Annotated in this window: 16 protein-coding genes and 1 riboswitch; of the genes, 9 read left to right on the forward strand and 7 right to left on the reverse strand. The window is 54.5% G+C overall.

All coding sequences use genetic code 11. From position 1 onward, the window contains the following. The 6 genes from ABNS66_RS14975 to ABNS66_RS15000 form a co-directional block, all read right to left on the reverse strand. The coding region (locus ABNS66_RS14975; protein WP_348655372.1) for a biotin carboxylase N-terminal domain-containing protein at nt 1-230 on the reverse strand (230 nt) is incomplete at its 3' end. A 75-nt stretch (nt 231-305) separates the two neighbouring features. Further along, nucleotides 306-947: an urea amidolyase associated protein UAAP2 gene (locus ABNS66_RS14980; protein ID WP_286839053.1), complete on the reverse strand. Its 642-nt coding sequence runs from the start codon at nt 945-947 to the stop codon at nt 306-308. 10 nt (nt 948-957) lie between these two features. Further along, nucleotides 958-1,668 carry an urea amidolyase associated protein UAAP1 gene (locus ABNS66_RS14985; protein WP_286839055.1) on the reverse strand — a complete coding sequence of 237 codons (711 nt, stop codon included), beginning with the start codon at nt 1,666-1,668 and terminating at the stop codon, nt 958-960. Continuing rightward, on the reverse strand, nt 1,665-2,441 hold the full coding sequence (locus ABNS66_RS14990) for an ABC transporter ATP-binding protein (protein WP_286839057.1): 777 nt from the start codon (nt 2,439-2,441) through the stop codon (nt 1,665-1,667). Before ABNS66_RS14990 ends, ABNS66_RS14985 begins: the two co-directional genes overlap by 4 nt. Beyond that, complete coding sequence (locus ABNS66_RS14995) at nt 2,438-3,253, reverse strand: ABC transporter permease (RefSeq protein ID WP_286839059.1); 816 nt, start codon at nt 3,251-3,253, stop codon at nt 2,438-2,440. The genes ABNS66_RS14990 and ABNS66_RS14995 overlap by 4 nt, the downstream gene beginning before the upstream one ends. Nucleotides 3,254-3,311: 58 nt before the next feature. Then, nucleotides 3,312-4,352: a putative urea ABC transporter substrate-binding protein gene (locus ABNS66_RS15000; RefSeq protein ID WP_286839060.1), complete on the reverse strand. Its 1,041-nt coding sequence runs from the start codon at nt 4,350-4,352 to the stop codon at nt 3,312-3,314. 60 nt (nt 4,353-4,412) lie between these two features. Continuing rightward, nucleotides 4,413-4,540, reverse strand: a riboswitch (guanidine-I (ykkC/yxkD leader). A gap of 318 nt (nt 4,541-4,858) precedes the next feature. On the opposite strand from ABNS66_RS15000, the gene ABNS66_RS15005 reads away from it, so the two are divergent. From ABNS66_RS15005 to ABNS66_RS15015, 3 genes are all read left to right on the forward strand, one after another. After that, a complete protein-coding gene (locus ABNS66_RS15005; RefSeq protein ID WP_286839063.1) occupies nt 4,859-6,709 on the forward strand; it encodes an alkaline phosphatase PhoX in 1,851 nt (616 codons plus the stop codon). A gap of 91 nt (nt 6,710-6,800) precedes the next feature. Beyond that, on the forward strand, nt 6,801-8,540 hold the full coding sequence (locus tag ABNS66_RS15010) for a hypothetical protein (RefSeq protein ID WP_286839065.1): 1,740 nt from the start codon (nt 6,801-6,803) through the stop codon (nt 8,538-8,540). A 66-nt stretch (nt 8,541-8,606) separates the two neighbouring features. Continuing rightward, nucleotides 8,607-10,175: an alkaline phosphatase gene (locus ABNS66_RS15015; RefSeq protein ID WP_286839067.1), complete on the forward strand. Its 1,569-nt coding sequence runs from the start codon at nt 8,607-8,609 to the stop codon at nt 10,173-10,175. 7 nt (nt 10,176-10,182) lie between these two features. Here the strand turns inward: ABNS66_RS15015 and ABNS66_RS15020 are convergent, their stop codons facing one another. Continuing rightward, nucleotides 10,183-10,761 carry a hypothetical protein gene (locus tag ABNS66_RS15020; protein ID WP_286839069.1) on the reverse strand — a complete coding sequence of 193 codons (579 nt, stop codon included), beginning with the start codon at nt 10,759-10,761 and terminating at the stop codon, nt 10,183-10,185. 103 nt (nt 10,762-10,864) lie between these two features. On the opposite strand from ABNS66_RS15020, the gene imuA reads away from it, so the two are divergent. From imuA to ABNS66_RS15050, 6 genes are all read left to right on the forward strand, one after another. Next, a complete protein-coding gene (gene imuA, locus ABNS66_RS15025) occupies nt 10,865-11,623 on the forward strand; it encodes a translesion DNA synthesis-associated protein ImuA (protein ID WP_286839071.1) in 759 nt (252 codons plus the stop codon). Between the two features lie 3 nt (nt 11,624-11,626). After that, a complete protein-coding gene (locus tag ABNS66_RS15030) occupies nt 11,627-13,090 on the forward strand; it encodes a DNA polymerase Y family protein (protein WP_286839073.1) in 1,464 nt (487 codons plus the stop codon). Between the two features lie 7 nt (nt 13,091-13,097). After that, entirely contained in the window at nt 13,098-16,181 is a 3,084-nt protein-coding gene (locus ABNS66_RS15035) for an error-prone DNA polymerase (protein WP_286839075.1), read from the forward strand. Nucleotides 16,182-16,283: 102 nt separating this feature from the next. Next, nucleotides 16,284-17,417, forward strand: a complete 1,134-nt coding sequence (locus ABNS66_RS15040; protein WP_204997557.1) for a PAS domain S-box protein — start codon at nt 16,284-16,286, stop codon at nt 17,415-17,417. A gap of 1 nt (nt 17,418) precedes the next feature. Further along, nucleotides 17,419-17,817 (forward strand): response regulator, encoded by a 399-nt coding sequence (locus tag ABNS66_RS15045; RefSeq protein WP_204997556.1) that lies wholly within the window; start codon nt 17,419-17,421, stop codon nt 17,815-17,817. Continuing rightward, nucleotides 17,810-18,181, forward strand: a complete 372-nt coding sequence (locus ABNS66_RS15050; protein ID WP_204997555.1) for an Hpt domain-containing protein — start codon at nt 17,810-17,812, stop codon at nt 18,179-18,181. The genes ABNS66_RS15045 and ABNS66_RS15050 overlap by 8 nt, the downstream gene beginning before the upstream one ends. Nucleotides 18,182-18,514: the final 333 nt, after the last annotated feature.

Genomic DNA, 18,514 nt, shown 5'->3' on the forward strand with positions numbered 1-18,514 from the left:
GCCTCGGCGCCACAGGCGCGGGCAATTTCCAAGACTTTGTCGCTGTTGAGATAGGTGTCGGCTGCGCCGCCCTCGCCGAGGCTGTAGGCTTCATCGGCCTGACGCACATGCAGACTACGGGCGTCGACGTCGGCGTAGACCGCCACGGAGGTGATGCCCATTTCGCGCAAGCTGCGAATAATTCGGGTGGCGATAGCACCGCGGTTGGCAATCAATACTTTCTTGAACATGCTGGTCCGTTGCGGGCCGTCCCGCTTGTGTCTACGACAGTGGCCGTCCACTGAAGTCGTTGGATCGCTTGTTAATCAGGCCGCCCAGATCAGGCACTCGACCGGGGTCGGGTTGTAGGCATTGCAGGGGTTGTTGAGCTGCGGGCAATTGGAAATGAGCACAATGGTGTCGACCAGCGCTTTCAGTTCCACATATTTCCCCGCGCCGGAAATGCCGTCGGCAAAGCTCAGCTCACCGCCTGCCGTGACCGGTACATTCATAAAAAAGTTGATGTTATGACCGATATCGCGCTTGCTCAGCCCGTACTCGGGGTGCTCGGCAATAGCGAGCATCCAACTGTCGCGACAGGCGTGCATGCAGCGTTTTTCCAGGTCGTAACGCACGGTATTGCTTTCGGTGGCGCAGGCACCACCCAGGGTGTCGTGACGGCCGCAGGTGTCGGCCACAATTTCCAGCATCGGGCGGTTCAGTGTACTGCGCAGCACCGAACCGGCAGTCAGGTAGACATTGCCCTGTTCGCGAATGGTGTCGGTGGTGCTGTAGCGCTCAGCGGGATCGTCAGCGCAGAAGAACAGCGTATCCGCCGCCTGATTCCCCTCTAAATCGAGGATGCGCAGCACTTCGCCGGCGCCCAGTTTCGCAATGTAGTAATCCCCGGCGTCGATCTGCTCGCGCCGCAGCGCAGTATCGGCGAGGCGTTCACTGTGTTTAATCATGTTTCTCTCCTCAGGCGCCCAGGTAATACAGTGCGTTGTTGGCAAAGCCACGGCGGTTTTCGTCGCAGTGATTGAGGCAGATATCGTCCTCGGTCATCGGCTCGGCCACGCCCAATTCCACACCAATACGGCAGCGCGGGTAGTCGGCAGCAGTGTTCAGCGGGTGCGGACAGGCGTGAATCAACACCAGGCAATCCATCTCGATGCGCAGGGTCAGCGTGCTGCCCGGCGCACTGTGGTCGGTGGCCAAGTGCAGATTGCCCTCGTCGTCGGTTTCCACCTTGCTGAAGACATTGATGTTGGCGGCCATGTCCGCCGCGCCAAGACCGTATTTCGCCAGCTCGACCAGAAAGGCGTCGTGACCATTCTGATGCCAGTCGTTGCGGTCGTGTTGGTAATCGCGACGGCCCCAGCGCGCATCAATATGGCTGGCGTGACTATTGCCACACACGGTGTCGTGCCAGCCCAGATCATCGTCAACGATCGAGGCAAAAATGCGCCCCATATCCGAGTACAGGCAGTTGCCACGAGTGAGTTTGAAGGTGTGCTGACACTTGAGCGTGTCCGGCGCGTTGTAGCGCTCGAGCAGGTTGCGCGGGTTATAAAACAACAGCCCGGCATTACCATTGCCGTCGATATCCTGCAGCCGCAGGATGGTGCCGCGACGCAGCTCCAGCGACCAGTGGCCGCCCGGCGCGATGGTGGTTTCATAATGATTCATGAGACTAACTCCTGGCCTGAGCTGCTCAGGCCACTGTCAATTTCTCGCAGTAATTCAGGCTCGCACTGCCCAACGGGTAGGTCGTAGGTAATACCTGCACCGAAGCGATTGGGCGCTTGCGGGTCGAGACGTAACTTGTCGAACACCCACAGACGGGTGCCCAGATGAAAACCCTCGGCCAGATCGTGGGTCACCATGAACACGGTGAGTTTGTGCTGGCGCCACAGCGACAGCACAAGCGCGTGCATGTCGGCGCGAATACCGGGATCGAGCGCTCCGAAAGGCTCATCCAGCAATAAGATCCGAGGTTTTAGAATCAACGCCTGAGCAATCGCCAGTCGTTGGCGCATACCGCCGGAAAGTTCATCCGGGTAACGTGCCGCCATATGTGACAGCCCCACCGTTTCCAGCATCGCCATCGCTTCGTCGCGGGCAGCGCGCTTACGCTTGCCCCAGAGAAAGCCCAGGCGGGTCTTCTCAAACGCACGGGCGATGATGACGTTTTCCAACACGGTCATGTGGGGAAATACCGAGTACTGCTGAAAGACCACGCCGCGCTCGGCATCGGGCTCATCGGCAATGGTTTTGCCGTCCAGCAGAATCTCACCCTGATTGGGCACATCAGTGCCCAACAACATGCGCAGGAAGGTACTCTTGCCACAGCCCGAGGTCCCGACCAAAGTGATAAATTCGCCTTCAGCAACCGTGGCAGAAATATTTTCCAGAATGACGCTGTCGCCGTAGCGCTTCCATACATTGCGAATCTCGATCATGAGCGATTCTCCTGCCAGGGAAAGGCCCACAAACTCAGCTTGCGCAGCGCAAAGTCGATAACAAATGCCAGCAAAGCGATCCAGGCAACATAGGGCAGAATCACATCCATCGACAGGTAACGACGAACAAGAAACACCCGATACCCGAGACCATCGGTAGAAGCGATGGCTTCTGCGGCGATAAGGAACAACCATGCGCTCCCCAACGACAGTCGCAAGGAATCAATTAGCCGAGGCATCAATTGGGGAATCAGCACCCGCAAGACTATTTGCCCACTATTGGCACCCAGTGTTTGCGCTTTTACCAGCTGTTCCCGGGGAATTTCCAGACAGCGCTTTTGGATATCGCGCGCGACGAAGGGCGTTACGCCAATAGCAATAAGCGCGACCTTAGACACCTCCCCCAAACCAAAGACAATAAACAGTATCGGCAAAATCGCCATTGGCGGTATCAGTGATGCCACCGTCAGCAGTGGTGCAACACCGGAATAGGCAACAGGAAAGGCGCCGGTACTCAAACCGAGCAACATCCCCAAGCCAGCGGCAATTGTCATACCCAAACCCAGGCGCTGCAAACTGCTGAGAGTGTCCTGCCAAAACAAGTACTCCCCCGTGCGCTTACTCGGCTCAAACGCTAAGCGCTGCATCGCTTCGCCCATCTGAGAGAAACTGGGTAAAAGCTTGTCTTGGGGGTTTTCCGCCAAGCGTGCATCAGAGGCCGTGACGTAAAGCACTAGCAGGAATACAAAGGGCAGTAATGACAAGGCAATGCCCCATACCTGCGTCGGCTGCTGATTAATCAATCGTTTCATAGAAGCATCCCAGCTGAGAAAAATGGTTAGGGTGGCAGGCGCCACCCTCGGGCACGGTTTACAATTTGCCGTCAGCCGCCATTTGCATATAGCTGGGGTTAAAACGCAGTTTGATGTTTGCCGGATTGCCATAGACACCGACAGGCGTTTCGATACCGATGAAACCGGCGTCGGGAGCGCCATCACCCAGCAAACCGTGGTTAAACGAGAATTCAGCCACACTCTGCATGGTTGACTTCAGGTCACTGCTGCGGGTGAAAGCGACCGCGTCGCTGGGCGTGTAAAACATTTTCGTACTGGCCAACTGCGCATCGTAGCCGGCGGTGTCCGTCCCCGACGCAATTGCCATCGCCGTGCGAGCAGCGAGACCCGCCTTTCCTGGGCCGCTCATGGTCGCCATGATTTCATACCACGCGCCAACTAACGCCTTACCCAGAGCAGGGTTTTTCTTTAATACCTCGGTGTTCACCACGAGCAGGTCGATAATTTCGCCGGGTATTTGAGAAGAGTCGAACACCTTGTTTGCGCCGGGCATGGTGAGAATTTCACTGAGTAATGGGTTCCAGGTCACCACAGAACTTACCCCCGCTGTTGGGTAGATAGCGACCATATCGGCGTCGGAGGTATTCACAACGGTAACGTCAGATTCGCTCATGCCGACGCTATCCAGTGCCCGCGCCAGCAAATAGTGGGAAACACTCAATTCAACTAAATTCACTTGCTGTCCCTTCACAGCCTGAAGTGAGTCGGTATTTTTCAGTACCAGCCCGTCATTGCCATTAGAAAAATCGCCGACAATTAGCGCGGTGCTGTCCACACCGCCGGCAGCTGGAATTGTCAGCGCATCCATGTTCGTCATGGTGCAGGCATCAAACTCGCCGGTGGTGTATTGGTTTATTGACTCGATGTAGTCGTTGATCTGAACGACATCAATCTCAATGCCGTATTTCTTCGCCCATTTATCGACGATTTTTTGCTCGTCACCATAGCCCCACGGCATCCAGCCAACATAAATTGACCAACATACTTTGAAGCTGTCTGAAGCGAGACTAAAAGAGGAACATGAGAGAGTAAGTAGTAATGCGGCTATTCGTTTCATTGCCTGCCTCCGGCATCGTTACGCGGTAAATAGAGCACTCCTGGCAACTGGCTGCCGATCGTCTCCCGGGCTTTTGTCCCGCCGTGTAACCTATCCCGTGGCGAATCCAATCGATGAGGGAAGAGGTCGAAAGCTCTCGGACCAGACGTTGTGCAAGGTGCACAACCGGAACCCTAGCTCTCCATTACCAAATTGTGATGCTTTGACAGCATGTCCTGCGATACCAAGAGTGCGGACACCGTGTTCTATACAGAATCCATGCCAACACTACTTCCACCGCCAATTCACGCTACTCGCCGGCCGCGGCGATCGAATCTGCCGCCACTACCGCCCTCCAATGAAGCGCAAAATGTTCTAACGCACAAATATGTCGCACTCAGCCAGCCTGGTGGTTGTCACAAATTCGTCAACACTTCGACATGTTTTCTTTGTTAAACCGTCATAGTCCGTCCCTAGACTGGCCCCCGTTATAACTAGACCAATCCACCTCTTTCTAGGGAACTGTTATGAACAAGAAGTTATTGAGCGCTTCCATTGCCGCTATTCTGGCTGCAACATTGTCAGCCTGCGGCGGCGATGACGGACGAAATGGTAGCGATGGCCAAGACGGCGCGGTAGGCCCACAAGGTCCTGCGGGCGTTGATGGAAGCAATGGTGCAAATGGCGCTGATGGGCAGGATGGCGCAGACGGTCAAGATGGTGCTGATGGCGTCTCTACGGTGACACCTAAAGGCCTCAAACGGTTTGCTACCGCTCCGCTCGGCGCTGAGTTTACCGGGATATTCGTTAACGAAGACGGCAAGCTGTTCTCCAATATTCAGCACCCAAGCAGCTCTAATACAACCACCGATTCGGCTGGCAAGGTCTTTAACGTAGGTACCGTTGGCTACTTTAACGCCGACGTTAACAACATGGGCGATATCGCCGCTCTGGACTTCCCCATCACCACGGCACAAAAAGAAACCGTACAAAGCGCCGCTGGCAGCTACATTGTGTTGGCACAGCAGGGTGACAACCTCGCCGATGGCAACAAAATGGGTGACATCCTCAGTGCTAACGGCAGTTTAATCAAAAGCTCTAACGACCCCGACTTTAACGGCGCCGTCTCCGATGGTGGCACCGGCTACTACCTGTATACCAACTGGGAAGACCGCCCAGGCAGCATGAGCCGTATTCGCTTAACGGATACCTACAGCCCGACCCAGGAAGGTATGCTGGACTTCTCCAGTGTCGACGGCACCTGGGTTAACTGTTTTGGCACCGTAAGCCCCTGGGGCACGCCGCTGTCGGCAGAAGAACTGTACTTTGACAATACAGCCGACTGGTTCAATGCCAATGCCAATTATTTCTCCAATGCCGAAGCGATTGCTGAATACAAAGGCTACCCGCTTGATCGCAGCGGTAACTGGGGCAACCCTTACGACTACGGCTACATTGTCGAGATCGGTACTAACAACACTGCAGCAACAGCCAATGTTGCCGATGTTGAAGTGAACAAACTTGAGCTGATGGGGCGCTTCTCACACGAAAACCCCGTGGTTATGCCAGACCGCCGCACCGTCTTCCTCAGCGACGATGGCACCGGCACAGTGCTGTTTAAGTTTGTGGCCAACGCCGCTAACGATATGAGCGCGGGCAAGCTCTACGCCGCAAAAGTCACCCAGTCCAATGGCATCACTGACCCAGCGGAAGCTGCCTTTGCTGTGGAGTGGATTGAGATCGGTGCTGGCAATGAGGCCGATATCGAAAACGCCATTGCGAGCTTCGACGGCACGTTTGCCGACGCCAAGCACATTAGCGATGCGCAAATTCAGGCCTTCGCAGAATTCAAGTCAGGGCAAGACCTCGACAACAGCGGTAGCATTGCCGCCAACCCCTTTGCTGACGAGCGTGTCGCCTTCCTTGAAAGCCGCAAACTCGCTGCCGCAATGGGCGCGACGGCTGAGTTCCGCAAAATGGAAGGCATCAACATCAACTTCGGCTTGGCCGACACATGGTGGAATAACGGCGCGGCAGATGGTGCCCAAGCCTACATGTACCTGGCCATGTCTTCGTTCGACGCCACTATGGCTGACGGCGCCGGAGACATTCAGCTAGACGGCACTCACGGCAAGTGTGGTGTGGTCTACCGCATGAAGCTCGTTGAAAAGGATGGCCTGGTGGACATCAACACCCTCACCCCAGCGCTTGTCGGCGGCCCCTACTACGGCGATCGCGCAGCAAACCGCTGTAACACAAATAACATCTCCAACCCCGACAATCTGGTGATCTTGGACGATGGACGAGTGTTGATTGGCGAAGACACTGGCAACCACGAGAACAATGTGATCTGGCTGTTTGAAGATCCTGCTCTGTAGTACGACGCGCGGCCGATGGGCCAAGCAACAGTAAACAAAAGGGGCGGATTCTTCGCCCCTTTTTTTATTAGTAAACATGTTGGTATCCGCAATGAAAAAAACCTGGATGATTCTTCTCAGTGCCTTGCTGTATGCATGCAGTGGTGACAACGCCCACACAACGGCGCCCCCTGGCCAGCAAGCGCCGGAGCAATCGGGGGACAAGCTCCCGGCGGCAGACCAGGAACTGCTGAGCAGTCTTTCGTTTCCAGGCGAGGTTGCCACCGCTTCACCAACACCGACCCTGCGCCAGCCCAAACCAGAAACCATTTACAATGCAGAGGCGGTTATCCCACCCCAGTGCTATACCAAGCACGAAGCCAAGTACAACCCTTGCATGACCTGCCACCAAACCTACCCCTATCGCAGCAGGCCCAACACCATGGACGATGGCAGTCAGCAGGTCGCCTACCTGTTCTCTGACATTGGCGAAGTTAACCACTGGACCAACCTTTTTGAAGATCGCCGCGAGCGCATTGAAAAAATCAGCGACCAGCATGTGCTGGACTATATCCATACCGATAATTACAGCCCGCTGATTGAACAACTTAAAAATACCCGCGACTGGCAGGGCCCCATTCCCGAGCTAAAAAATTTAGCACTGGGGGCAGAGGCTTTCGATGAGCTCGGCTTTGCCAAAGATGGCAGCCACTGGGTGGCCTTCAATTACAAACCGCTGCCCAGCACATTCTGGCCAACCAATGGCGCAACCGACGATGTCATGATTCGCCTGCCCGCCAAGTTTCGCCAAGCCAGCTGTGGCGGTGACGGCCAATATTCAAAAGACGCCTATCTGGCAAACCTCTCCATACTGGAAATGGCTATTAAGGATCTACACGATATTTCGACCCAGGACATCGACGAGCGGGCCTTTTGCGTCGATCTAAACGGTGACGAAGAACTCAGCGTCGTCAACCGTATCAAACGCCCTGAGCACTACGTGGGTGACGCCGCTGATGAAGTGGTAGCAACCATGCTATATCCCCTGGGCACGGAATTTCTGCACAGTGTGCGCTATGTCGGTATCAACGAAGGCGGCGAGATCACCGTGCCTCCTCGTATGAAAGAGCTGCGCTACATGAATAAGTTTGTGTTCTATCCACCAGAGCACCTGGTATCGATGTACGGCAATGAGCGCCAGGAGAAAGTCGATGAGTTGATTCCCAAATATATCAACCGCGGAGACAAGGGAACCGATAACAGCTTTGGCTGGATGATGCTCGGCTTTATCGAAGATGAGCAAGGCAGCCTGCGGATGCAAAGTGAGGAAGAGAACTTATTTTGCATGGGCTGCCACACAACCGTTGGCACCACCATTGACCAAACTTTCGCCTTTGCTCGCAAGGTGACTGGCAGTAAGGGTTGGTCCTATATCAACCTGAAAGGTATGCAAGACGCACCTTACGTTGGCCAAGAAAAGATCGATGGCGAAGTGATCGGAGAAATCGCTGACTACCTGGCAACAGTGGGCGGCGGCAATGAGTTCCGAGAAAACGCCGAAATTCGCCAACGCTTTCTCAATGAAGATGGCAGCTTAAATACCGCTGCGCTGGCCGGCAAAGATGTCTATCAACTTATTACGCCCTCCCTGCGCCGAGCACTGGACTTGAATAAAGCCTATATGACGATTGTTGCCGACCAAGACTTTGTGCATGGGCGCGACCCCAATATTGCGCCGGCGGTGAATGTCTACCGGGAGATCGACCCTGAAACAGCCAGCGTGTTACCCGCCGACAAAGTGCGGCATTGGGACCTGCGCCTGAACTGGCAAGCGGAGCAAGCGGCCCCTTAGCCGCTGGGATTACCCCCTAAGCAGCCCTATACTTCGGTGCTATCTACCGGCTGCTCAGGGGGCGCTATGCGCTTGTATCTTCGATTTGGGTTACTTCTCGGCGTTATTGCGGGTGTTGGCTGTAGCAAAACACCGCCACCCCTGCACCTCTCATCACCGTTGTTAGAAAATACGCTAACTAACCCCTGGTATCAGCAAGCGCAGGGCCAGCTCCTCGACAAAACAGCCTATGCCCAGGCTCACCGCAACGCCAAAAATATTATCCTGTTTGTCGGCGATGGTATGGGGGTTTCCACTATTACCGCCGCCCGTATTCTCGACGGCCAACAGAAGGGAATGCCCGGGGAGGAAAACAACCTGAGCTTTGACCGTTTTCCTTTCAGCGGCCTGGTAAAAACCTACAATGTGGATGCTCAAACCCCAGATTCAGCCGGCACCATGACCGCGATAATCTCGGGTGTTAAAACCAATATTGGTTTGCTAGGCGTTGACGAAAATACTCGCCGCGGCGATTGCAGCAGCGCTACGGGAAAAGCGCTAGTTAGCCTGCTCGAACTCGCAGAAATTGCCGGCAAGGCCACAGGCCTGGTGTCCACCGCACGTGTCACCCACGCCACCCCCGCGGCGACGTATGCCAAATCGGCTGATCGTAACTGGGAAGACAACAGCACCTTGCCACAACAGGCAATTTCAGCTGGCTGTGAGGATATTGCCAGTCAACTAATCGGCTTTGAAAAAAGCCTGGAGGCCCGCTTCGCCAATGTGGATGTTGACGGCATTGACGTCGTTATGGGCGGCGGGCGACGGCATTTTTTACCCGCCAGTGATGGGGGCCAGCGCACTGACGGGCGCAATTTACTCGCTGAGTGGCAGCAGCAATACCCAGCAGCACGCTACCTCGATAGTAAAGCAGCGCTGAATGCACTCGACTTAGCGGCCACAGAAAAACTGTTCGCGCTTTTCAGTGGCTCACACATGCAGTATGAGCTAGAACGCCGCGACGAACCTGACAACGAGCCATCGCTAAGGGAAATGACCGAAGCGGCCCTCGCGTTACTCAGCAAAAATGAACAGGGCTTTTTCCTTATGGTTGAAGCGGGACGCATCGACCACGGCCACCACGCTGGCAATGCCAGTAAGGCCTTGCATGACACCATTGCTTTATCTGAGGCGGTGGCACTTGCCGTAGAGCAAACCAGCCCCGAGGACACCCTCATTGTCGTCACAGCGGATCACAGCCATGTTTTCACGATTGCAGGCTATCCTCGGCGGGGCAACCCGATACTGGGTAAGGTAGTCAGCGTGGGCAGCAATACTCCAAGCACCGCGGCAGATGGCCTGCCCTACACAACCCTGGCTTATGCCAACGGCCCCGGCTCTGAGTATTTCAGCGCCCAAGAGCAGACGGCGGCTGGCAGTCGCCGCGATCTGCACGGCGTTGACACCCAGGACAGAGGGTTTCAACAGGACGCTCTCGTTCCTCTCAGTAGTGAAACCCACGGCGGCGAGGATGTTGCTGTCTACGCCATTGGCCCCGGTGCAGCGCTGCTATCGGGCACAAATGAGCAGAATTTTCTCTTCCATGTAATGGCCTATGCCAGCGGCCTATTGCCACAACCAGCGTACGTGGAATAGCCAGTCCCTAAGGAACCAAAGGCTCGCTGAGCCAGTCGCCATTGAGCCGCCGATACAGGCGGCGCTGATGTACACCATCCGCTGCTGCGCACCAGGACTCCAGATAGTCCACTGCCAGAACCACTCCCCGCGCGTTACCGACAAAGGGGATATCGGTGCCAGCAAAGCGTTGTCGCAAGCCATCGAGCTCCTCTCGCAGCTGCGCAGCTGAGGTTAGCGTCGAGCTTTGCGGGAGGCGCTGGTACAGGTGATCCAACAGTTTTGCCGCATCGGGTTTATTCTGCCAATGCTCAAGCATCTCGTCCTCACCCAGCACCTGCCATGTACCGCGCAGGCGGTATTGGCGCATTTGCGAAGGCCAGAACAGCAATACCTCGCTGCCACCTGCCATCAGCACCGGCCACTTTGGCGAGCTATCGTTGATAAAAATCATTGGCCCTAAAGTGGTGATATCACGCAGTACCACCGTTCTTGTGCTCGCCTGCTGACCATCTACCGTCGCCACACTGCAATAACGTGCCGCCGTATCACTTTCAGCCAGGGCTAGGCGGTAATCGTGGATGAGTGACTCTAGGGGGCATTGCATACCAGCTCCTGATTTGTCATAGAACGACGCGTTGGGTTTATTGACTTTCCAGCCAGTTGATATACTGTATATGCATACAGCATATAGATTCGCGCCATGTCCAATGCCTAGTAAAACACTTGAACAACTTATCAACCGACAGCAGCTGTGGCCAGCCAAACAACGTCGCCGCCACACAGTAGGCGGCCAGAGTAACGCGACGGGCTTTGCTCCCCTAGACCGAGCCTTACACCAAGGCGGCTGGCCGAGCAGCGGCAGCAGTGAATTTTTGTGTGATACCCCTGGGGTCGGCGAGCTGGAATTGGTCATGCCTACGCTGAGCCAGCTCAATCGCGACCGCCCCATTGCCTGGTTAAACCCGCCTTATCTCCCCTTTGCTCCTGGGCTTGCTCAGCACGGCCTGGCTGCACGACAGCAGTGGCTGATTCATGCCCATCGTCAACACCAGCTTTGGGCCGCCGAAGAGGCCTTGCGCAGCGGGGTCTTTTGCGCGCTACTCAGCTGGTCGGCAAATTGTTCGCCGAATGACAAGCAGCTACGGCGATTACATTTGGCAGCACGTGAAGGTCACTGCTGGCACCTTCACTTCCGCCCAAGCCGCTGCCAACCACAAGCCTCGCCTGCCCCGCTGCGCGTACAGGTCGAAGGGGGGCCTCGAGACATTAAGTTGGTCATTCTTAAACAATACGGTGGTCATGCCGGTCAGCAACTCACACTGCCGCGAAATAAACAGCTAACTGAAGCCCAGCGCCCTGTTAATGAGTGGCCAACAAACACCAACCCGCGGCGGCGCCTTGCGGTCAATCTCCATGTCGCTGGACGTCCGTCAGCATCCTCTAGCCACCCAGTAATACGGTCATAATCCATGCTGTATGTGTGCCTACGGTTCCCACTACTGGGTTTGGAGGCCTTGCCCGGTGCACCGCTGAGCGAGCCCTGCGCCCTGATTGCACAGCAACAGGTGTCACTGGTGAACGCCGCTAGCAGGCTCGCGGGCGTTACCGAGGGAATGTCGTTAACCACTGCTTTAGCGCTTTGCCCCTCGCTCTACTGCCAACCGCAGCAGAGCGAGTGCGAACAGGCCCACTGGCAGCGCCTGGCTCTTTGGGCCTATCGCTTCAGCGACGACATCAGTCTATCGCCGCCCAACGCACTCTTATTGGAGGTGAGCCGCTCGCTCAAGCTATTTGGCAACTTGCAGCGTTTGTATCGCGCCCTGCTTTCAGCCTATCGAAAACGCGGCTTACAGTTAAATATTGGCCTGGGCAATACCCCTTTGGCAGCAGAACTCTTAAGCTTGCAAGGCATTCGCCCCGCTCATCTAGTAAATGCCGAGGGCGAGCTCAAACGCGATGCACTAAAACGCGCACTGGCGTCACTACCCTGCCGCCAGCTCCCGCTGCCAAGCGCCCAATTAGAAGCGCTGCACAATATGGGCCTGAGGCGACTAGGGGATGTTCTTAACCTGCCGCGCAAGCAACTGTTGAGCAGCTTCGACCCGGTTATGGCCGACTTTGTCGCCCGCCTAACTGGGCGCAAGCAGGACCCAAGACAGCGCTACCAACCCGCTGACGTTTTTGTCAGTGAACGTCAGTTTGATGGCGGCTTATTTCAGAGTGACCAGCTGCGCTTTCCGATGTCTGCCATGCTCAAAGAGCTAGAGGTCTATTTACGTCTGCGCCAGTGCTTAAACCGTGACCTGCACTGGACCTTCCACTATCTAAGCGGCGAACGCCAGCACTGGAAAACGCCGGTTAATCACCGCCACTTTCATCGCAAAAACCTTCTCGAACTCATTGCTCTGCAGCTGGAAGGGTTTACCTTAGCTGGCGCTGTAGAAGGCATTACTTTGGAATGCAGAGAGTTTGTCAGCCTGGAAGCCACCAAACAGCAACTTTTTGACGAGCATAGAGAAGCCACCGAGCAGGGTGACGCCCAACTTCGCCTAATCAATAGCTTGCAGCTGCGCCTAGGTGACAACGCGCTTCAGCAGTTGAAGATAGACGACCGAGTGTTACCGGAACAACAAGGCGTTGCGTGCCCCGTAAGCGACTATAACTGCGAACACCGTGACCACGAGGCAAGCAGTGAAGCGCTCAGACCCAGTTTGCTGTTGCCGACGCCTCTGCCGCTTCAACGCACTACCACCGGATTGGTCTGGCAGGGCCCCCTTGAAATACTTCAGGGCCCGGAGCGCCTGGATAGTAATTGGTGGCAGCAACGCCAGGTTCGCGACTACTACATTGCCCGACACAACGACCACGGCCTGTGCTGGCTATTTAAAGACTGCCTCAGTCAGCAGTGGTACCTGCACGGCTTTTTTTCCTGAAAGCGCCATGGCCACACTGCTGAACTGTCAGAGTAACTTCAGTTTCTTACGCGCGGCATCCCACCCGGAGGAGCTGGTTGCCCAAGCCGAGACGAATGGCTACAAAGCAATCGCCCTGTGTGACGAAGCTTCTCTGGCGGGAATAGTGCGGGCCTGGCAAGCGGCCAAAGACGCAAATATCAAGCTGATATGCGGCGCACGCTTCCAGTTTCAAGAAGGATTCCAACTGCTACTCGTCGCGCCCTGTCGGCAAGCTTACAGCGAGCTATGCTCACTCATCAGTTACAGCCGTTTGCATAGCGCCAAAGGCGATTATTCCCTGAGCATGGAGGCGCTTCAGCGCTTTAACCGGCACCTACTCGCGATCTATCTTCCTGAAAGTAAATGTGACGCAACTGGGTTGAAGGATTTAAAGGCCTTGTTCCCAGCTCGCCTGTGGCTGGGTGTCGCACTGCACTGCACTGCCCAACAGGAAGCGTATTACCTCAAACACTATAACCTGGCGTGCCGCTACCAACTTCCGCTTGTGGCCACACCCCATATTTTGATGCACTGCCGCAGCCGCCACCCCCTATTCGATGTGCTTCGCGCTATTCACCTGCATTCAACCGTTGACCAACTCGGCCGAAACACCTTGATGAATAGCGAATACTATATAAAACCTAGGGAGCTATTATCGCGCGACTACCCTCAGGCCCTGTTAGACGAAAGCGACAAACTTGCCGCTCGCTGTCAGTTTGACTTGGAAGAAGTAAAGTATCAATACCCCGCCGAGCTGGTGCCCAAGGAAAAAAGTGCCACAGCATTTTTGCGTGAGCTGACCCAAATGGGCGCCGAGAAACGCTGGCCGCAAGGTGTTCCAGACGATGTTCAGAGCAGCATTGATAAAGAGCTAAGCCTCATTGCTGAGCTACGCTATGAGCACTATTTCCTCACTGTCTACGACATCGTCCAATTTGCCCGCAGCCAGGGCATCCTCTGCCAGGGCCGGGGCTCGGCAGCAAACTCAGCAGTGTGTTTTTGCTTATTCATCACGGAAGTCGACCCAAGCCGGAGCGAACTGCTATTTGAACGCTTTATCTCTCGGGAGCGCGATGAACCTCCGGATATCGATGTCGATTTCGAACACGAGCGCCGAGAGGAAGTGATTCAATACATCTATCGCAAGTATGGTCGCAGCCATGCTTCTTTAGCTGCCACCGTTATTAGCTACCGGCGCCGAAGCGCTGTGCGCGATGTGGGCAAGGCACTGGGCTTGGACAACCAGCTCATCAACCAACTCAGTAAAAATATGGCGTGGTGGGACAACCAAAGCAGCTTAGCCCTGCGCCTCAGTGAACTGGGTATAAGCACATCGGATCATCGCGGCCAGCAATTCATCGATGCGGTCAATGCCCTTATCGGATTCCCCCGGCATTTGTCTCAACACGTTGGCGGCTTTGTTATCAGTCGTGAGCCGATCAATACCTTGGTGCCCCAGGAAAATGCCGCCATGCCCGAGCGCACCATTATTCAATGGGACAAGTCCGACCTGGAAGCCTTGGGCATGTTGAAAATTGATATCTTGGCCTTAGGAATGCTAAGCGCCTTGCGCCGAAGCCTGCGGTATATCAGTGATGCCGCGGGCACAGATATCAGGCTAAGTGATATCCCTGCAGAAGATGCAGAGACTTATGCCATGCTCAAAAGCGCAGACAGCATTGGGGTCTTTCAGATTGAGTCCCGGGCACAGATGACCATGCTTCCCCGCCTTCAACCTAACTGCTTCTACGATTTAGTGATTCAAATAGCGATCGTACGTCCTGGCCCCATCCAGGGCGGTATGGTGCACCCCTTCCTTCGTCGTCGGCAGGGTTTAGAAGCCGAGCACTACGCAAACAAGGAGATTGAAAAAGTACTCAAGCGCACTCTCGGGGTGCCCATATTCCAGGAGCAAGTGATTCAACTTGCCATGGTCGCCGCCGGCTTTAGCGGCGGTGAAGCCGACCAATTACGGCGGGCAATGGCCAGCTGGGGGAAGAATGGCGACTTAGCGGGTTTTAAAGATAAATTGGTGAATGGCATGCTTGAGCGCGGCTACGACCTCGACTTTGCAGAGCGCTTATTCAGCCAAATGAAAGGGTTTGGTGCCTACGGTTTTCCAGAGTCACATTCAGCGAGCTTTGCTCTCCTCGCCTACGCCTCGGCCTGGATCAAATGTCACCATCCTGCCGCCTTTTACTGCGGCTTACTCAATAGCCAGCCGATGGGCTTCTATTCTGTTTCTCAGCTTTGTCAGGACGCTCAGCGGCACGACGTAGCCATTCTCCCAGTCTCTGCCTGCCACAGTGACTGGGAACACCGTGTGGTGTTTAAACAAGAAAGCTCTGCAATTCGCCTCGGCTTGCGAACCATCAAAGGCCTATCATATGAAAGCGCACAAGCACTTTGCCAGCTACGCCAGCAACAAGCGTTTACCTCAGTGGAGAGCTGCCTTCAGCGACTTCGCAGTGAGGGGAATTTCAGTACAAGCCAGCTCAACCTACTTGCGCGCAGCGATGTGTTTCACGACTTCGAAATAGATCGCTACCGCAGCTATTGGTACATACAGCAGCACCGCGGTAGCGGCCAGCTAGTCAACACCCACAATACTGAAGCACCCGCTACCCTACCGATACCCTCGGAGAAGGAGAACATTCAACATGACTATGCCTACAACTCACTAAGCCTCCGTCGCCACCCTATGGCGTGGCTACGCAGTGAAGGGTATTGCGAACACTATCAGCAAGCGGCTCTCCTGAGCGATATTAAAGATGGCCAATGGCTGACCGTTGCGGGCATCGTCAGTTGCCGGCAACGCCCCGGTAGTGCTTCTGGCGTACTGTTTATGACACTCGAAGATGACACCGGGAACATCAATGTCATTGTGTGGCCAGCGAAACAAGCGGAAAACCGGCAGGCCATCCTGTCGGCGCGAATACTGGAAGTGACGGGTGAAATACAGCACAGTGACCAGCAGACAGGTAGTAGAGTGACGCACATCATCGCACACACCCTGCGTGATATCGGCGCGCTCTTCCCGCTACATGTGGACTCTCACGACTTCCATTAAGGCCTTATTCGGTAAGTACAATTCCCAGTTAAAGCCTTGCGGGACAAGCACTAAGCTCGAATGACACCGTGGCAACCCTATTGATTGTATGATCTGAATTCGATGCCAAAACCCGATGCTGTTACAGATTTGCTAAATCGTAGCAAGGCCATTCTAGAAACGATGGTCGACGGCGTTATAACGATTAATAATCAAGGACTTATCGATACCGTAAACCCTGCTGCAGAGCGGATATTTGGCTATCAAAGCCAAGAATTAATTGGCCGCAATGTCAGTATGTTGATGCCGAGCCCCTACCGTGAAGAACACGATGGTTACATTCACAGTTACCTGACCACCGGCACCAAAAAGGTCATTGATATCGGTCGAGAAGTACGCGGCCAACGCAAGAACGGCGATGTTTTCCCGATGGAGCTCGCCGTCAGCGAGATGCTGATCAAGGGCGAACGAATGTTTACCGGCATCGTTCGCGACATTTCAGAACGCAAGGACACAGAAGAAAAACTGCGTGAGGCGATGCGGCGTGTTCATGAGCAGCGTATCAAAGACGAATTCATCTCGACAGTCAGCCACGAACTACGCACGCCCCTGACGTCGATCAAGGCTTCTCTGGACATTCTCAAGTCAGGCGCGTTGACCAATGATCCTGAAAAAAGTGAAGCACTCATAGATATCGCCCAAAAAAATAGCGAGCGCCTGCTTTTACTTATTAACGACATCCTCGATATCTCTAAAATCGAGTCGGAGAAGATGCAATATCGCATCACCCGCATCCCGCTAAGATCCTTTTTGGAAACCGCTATCAGTGACAATCGTGTTTACGGTGACAAATACCAGGTGCGCTATGTGCTGGGCGAGTGCCCCGACCACCTGAGTATCGATGTCGACCCTGACCGAATGATGCAAGTAATGAGCAACCTATTGTCTAACGCTGCGAAATTCTCACCGTTGAACACCGAAGTGTATGTCTCAGCAGAAGAGACTGAACACGGCATAAGAATCGTCGTGAAAGACCAAGGTAAAGGTATACCCGAGGAGTTCCAACCTCATATTTTTGAAAAGTTTACCCAAGCGGATAGCTCCAACCAACGCGCTATCGGTGGTACTGGTTTGGGGTTGCATATATCTAAAGCGATTGTCGAGCACCATGAAGGGGAACTCAGCTTCAATTCCAGTGTAAAAAACGGCACAGAGTTTTATATCGACTTGCGTAAAAAGGACCGGACAGGGGCTTAAAATGTCACACAATGAAAGCCTAGAACGCGTACTTTATATTGAAGACGAAGAGGACATTCGAATCGTCGCCGATATCGCCTTAAAAACGATAGGCGGCCTCGACACTCGCTGCTGTGCAAGCGGACCAGAAGGCCTCGCTACACTGGAAACATTCCCGGCCCAGCTAATACTATTGGATGTCATGATGCCCGGTATGGACGGCCCCAGTGTACTGTCAGAAATTCGCAATAACGAGCAATATCAAAACACACCTATCGTATTTATCACCGCGAAGGTGCAAGCTGACGAAGTCGACCAGCTACTCAGCTTGGGCGCAAATGCAGTGATTAGTAAGCCCTTTGAGCCAATGGATATGGCGCAAAAATTGAAGGATATATGGGAGGATTTTCACCGTGCCTAACCCATCACACCAAGATATAAATGAAGAGTTGCGGCAACTACAACGCGACTACATTAAAAAACTACCCGGGCGAGTAACGCAATTGGTTGAGGCCTGGACGAGTAACTTGGCTCAACCGAAGGAAGAGACATTACAAGATATCTATCGCCAAGCCCATACGATTGCCGGAACATCTGGGGTACTGGGAATAGATGAAGTCAGCCAAGCGGCACGCGCTATAGAGCAGGTAATCAAAGAACGAGAAAGTAACGACTCATTGAGTGCAGAGGAGACCAGTGCTGCCCAGCACTCTATCGATATTCTTCGTGAACTCTCTACAAGTAGTGAAATTAAAATCCGCGAAATTAACCTACAGCGTCGCTAGGTAAAGTTAGCGATTTATCCGTCTGTGCCCCCCTAATTCTTTCTATCCCGCCTTTTATCCGAGCTATTTATCGAAACGCAGGACTCTGTATAGCGCCTTGTTTTTAACAACCTGGCGAGGGCCTGCCCCGCGAGCGTAGCGAGTGCTTTGGCCATGACCTACTTTGACCAGAGGCGGCGCCTCTGGCCCTTCGGGCGCCTCCACTGCGTTGCGGCGTCCAACGCGGTTCCTGCGGAACATCGCGTTGTCACATGGGCCCAATATTTAGTGGCAGAAGTTCCTCGCATCCTAAATAAAAAACCCCGGACAGCTAATGCTGACCGGGGTGTTTTA

The organism is uncultured Spongiibacter sp. (genome assembly GCF_964011655.1).
Classification (GTDB): domain Bacteria; phylum Pseudomonadota; class Gammaproteobacteria; order Pseudomonadales; family Spongiibacteraceae; genus Spongiibacter; species Spongiibacter marinus.

Excerpts from the sequence above, each read along its gene's own strand:
- ABNS66_RS15040 (WP_204997557.1), top strand. The coding sequence starts at position 16,284 with ATGCCAAAACCCGATGCTGTTACAGATTTGCTAAATCGTAGCAAGGCC.
- ABNS66_RS14985 (WP_286839055.1), bottom strand. The coding sequence starts at position 1,668 with ATGAATCATTATGAAACCACCATCGCGCCGGGCGGCCACTGGTCGCTG.
- ABNS66_RS15020 (WP_286839069.1), bottom strand. The coding sequence starts at position 10,761 with ATGCAATGCCCCCTAGAGTCACTCATCCACGATTACCGCCTAGCCCTG.
- imuA (WP_286839071.1), top strand. The coding sequence starts at position 10,865 with ATGCCTAGTAAAACACTTGAACAACTTATCAACCGACAGCAGCTGTGG.
- ABNS66_RS15035 (WP_286839075.1), top strand. The coding sequence starts at position 13,098 with ATGGCCACACTGCTGAACTGTCAGAGTAACTTCAGTTTCTTACGCGCG.
- ABNS66_RS14980 (WP_286839053.1), bottom strand. The coding sequence starts at position 947 with ATGATTAAACACAGTGAACGCCTCGCCGATACTGCGCTGCGGCGCGAG.
- ABNS66_RS15045 (WP_204997556.1), top strand. The coding sequence starts at position 17,419 with ATGTCACACAATGAAAGCCTAGAACGCGTACTTTATATTGAAGACGAA.
- ABNS66_RS14995 (WP_286839059.1), bottom strand. The coding sequence starts at position 3,253 with ATGAAACGATTGATTAATCAGCAGCCGACGCAGGTATGGGGCATTGCC.
- ABNS66_RS14990 (WP_286839057.1), bottom strand. The coding sequence starts at position 2,441 with ATGATCGAGATTCGCAATGTATGGAAGCGCTACGGCGACAGCGTCATT.
- ABNS66_RS15010 (WP_286839065.1), top strand. The coding sequence starts at position 6,801 with ATGAAAAAAACCTGGATGATTCTTCTCAGTGCCTTGCTGTATGCATGC.
- ABNS66_RS15000 (WP_286839060.1), bottom strand. The coding sequence starts at position 4,352 with ATGAAACGAATAGCCGCATTACTACTTACTCTCTCATGTTCCTCTTTT.
- ABNS66_RS15030 (WP_286839073.1), top strand. The coding sequence starts at position 11,627 with ATGCTGTATGTGTGCCTACGGTTCCCACTACTGGGTTTGGAGGCCTTG.
- ABNS66_RS15015 (WP_286839067.1), top strand. The coding sequence starts at position 8,607 with ATGCGCTTGTATCTTCGATTTGGGTTACTTCTCGGCGTTATTGCGGGT.
- ABNS66_RS15005 (WP_286839063.1), top strand. The coding sequence starts at position 4,859 with ATGAACAAGAAGTTATTGAGCGCTTCCATTGCCGCTATTCTGGCTGCA.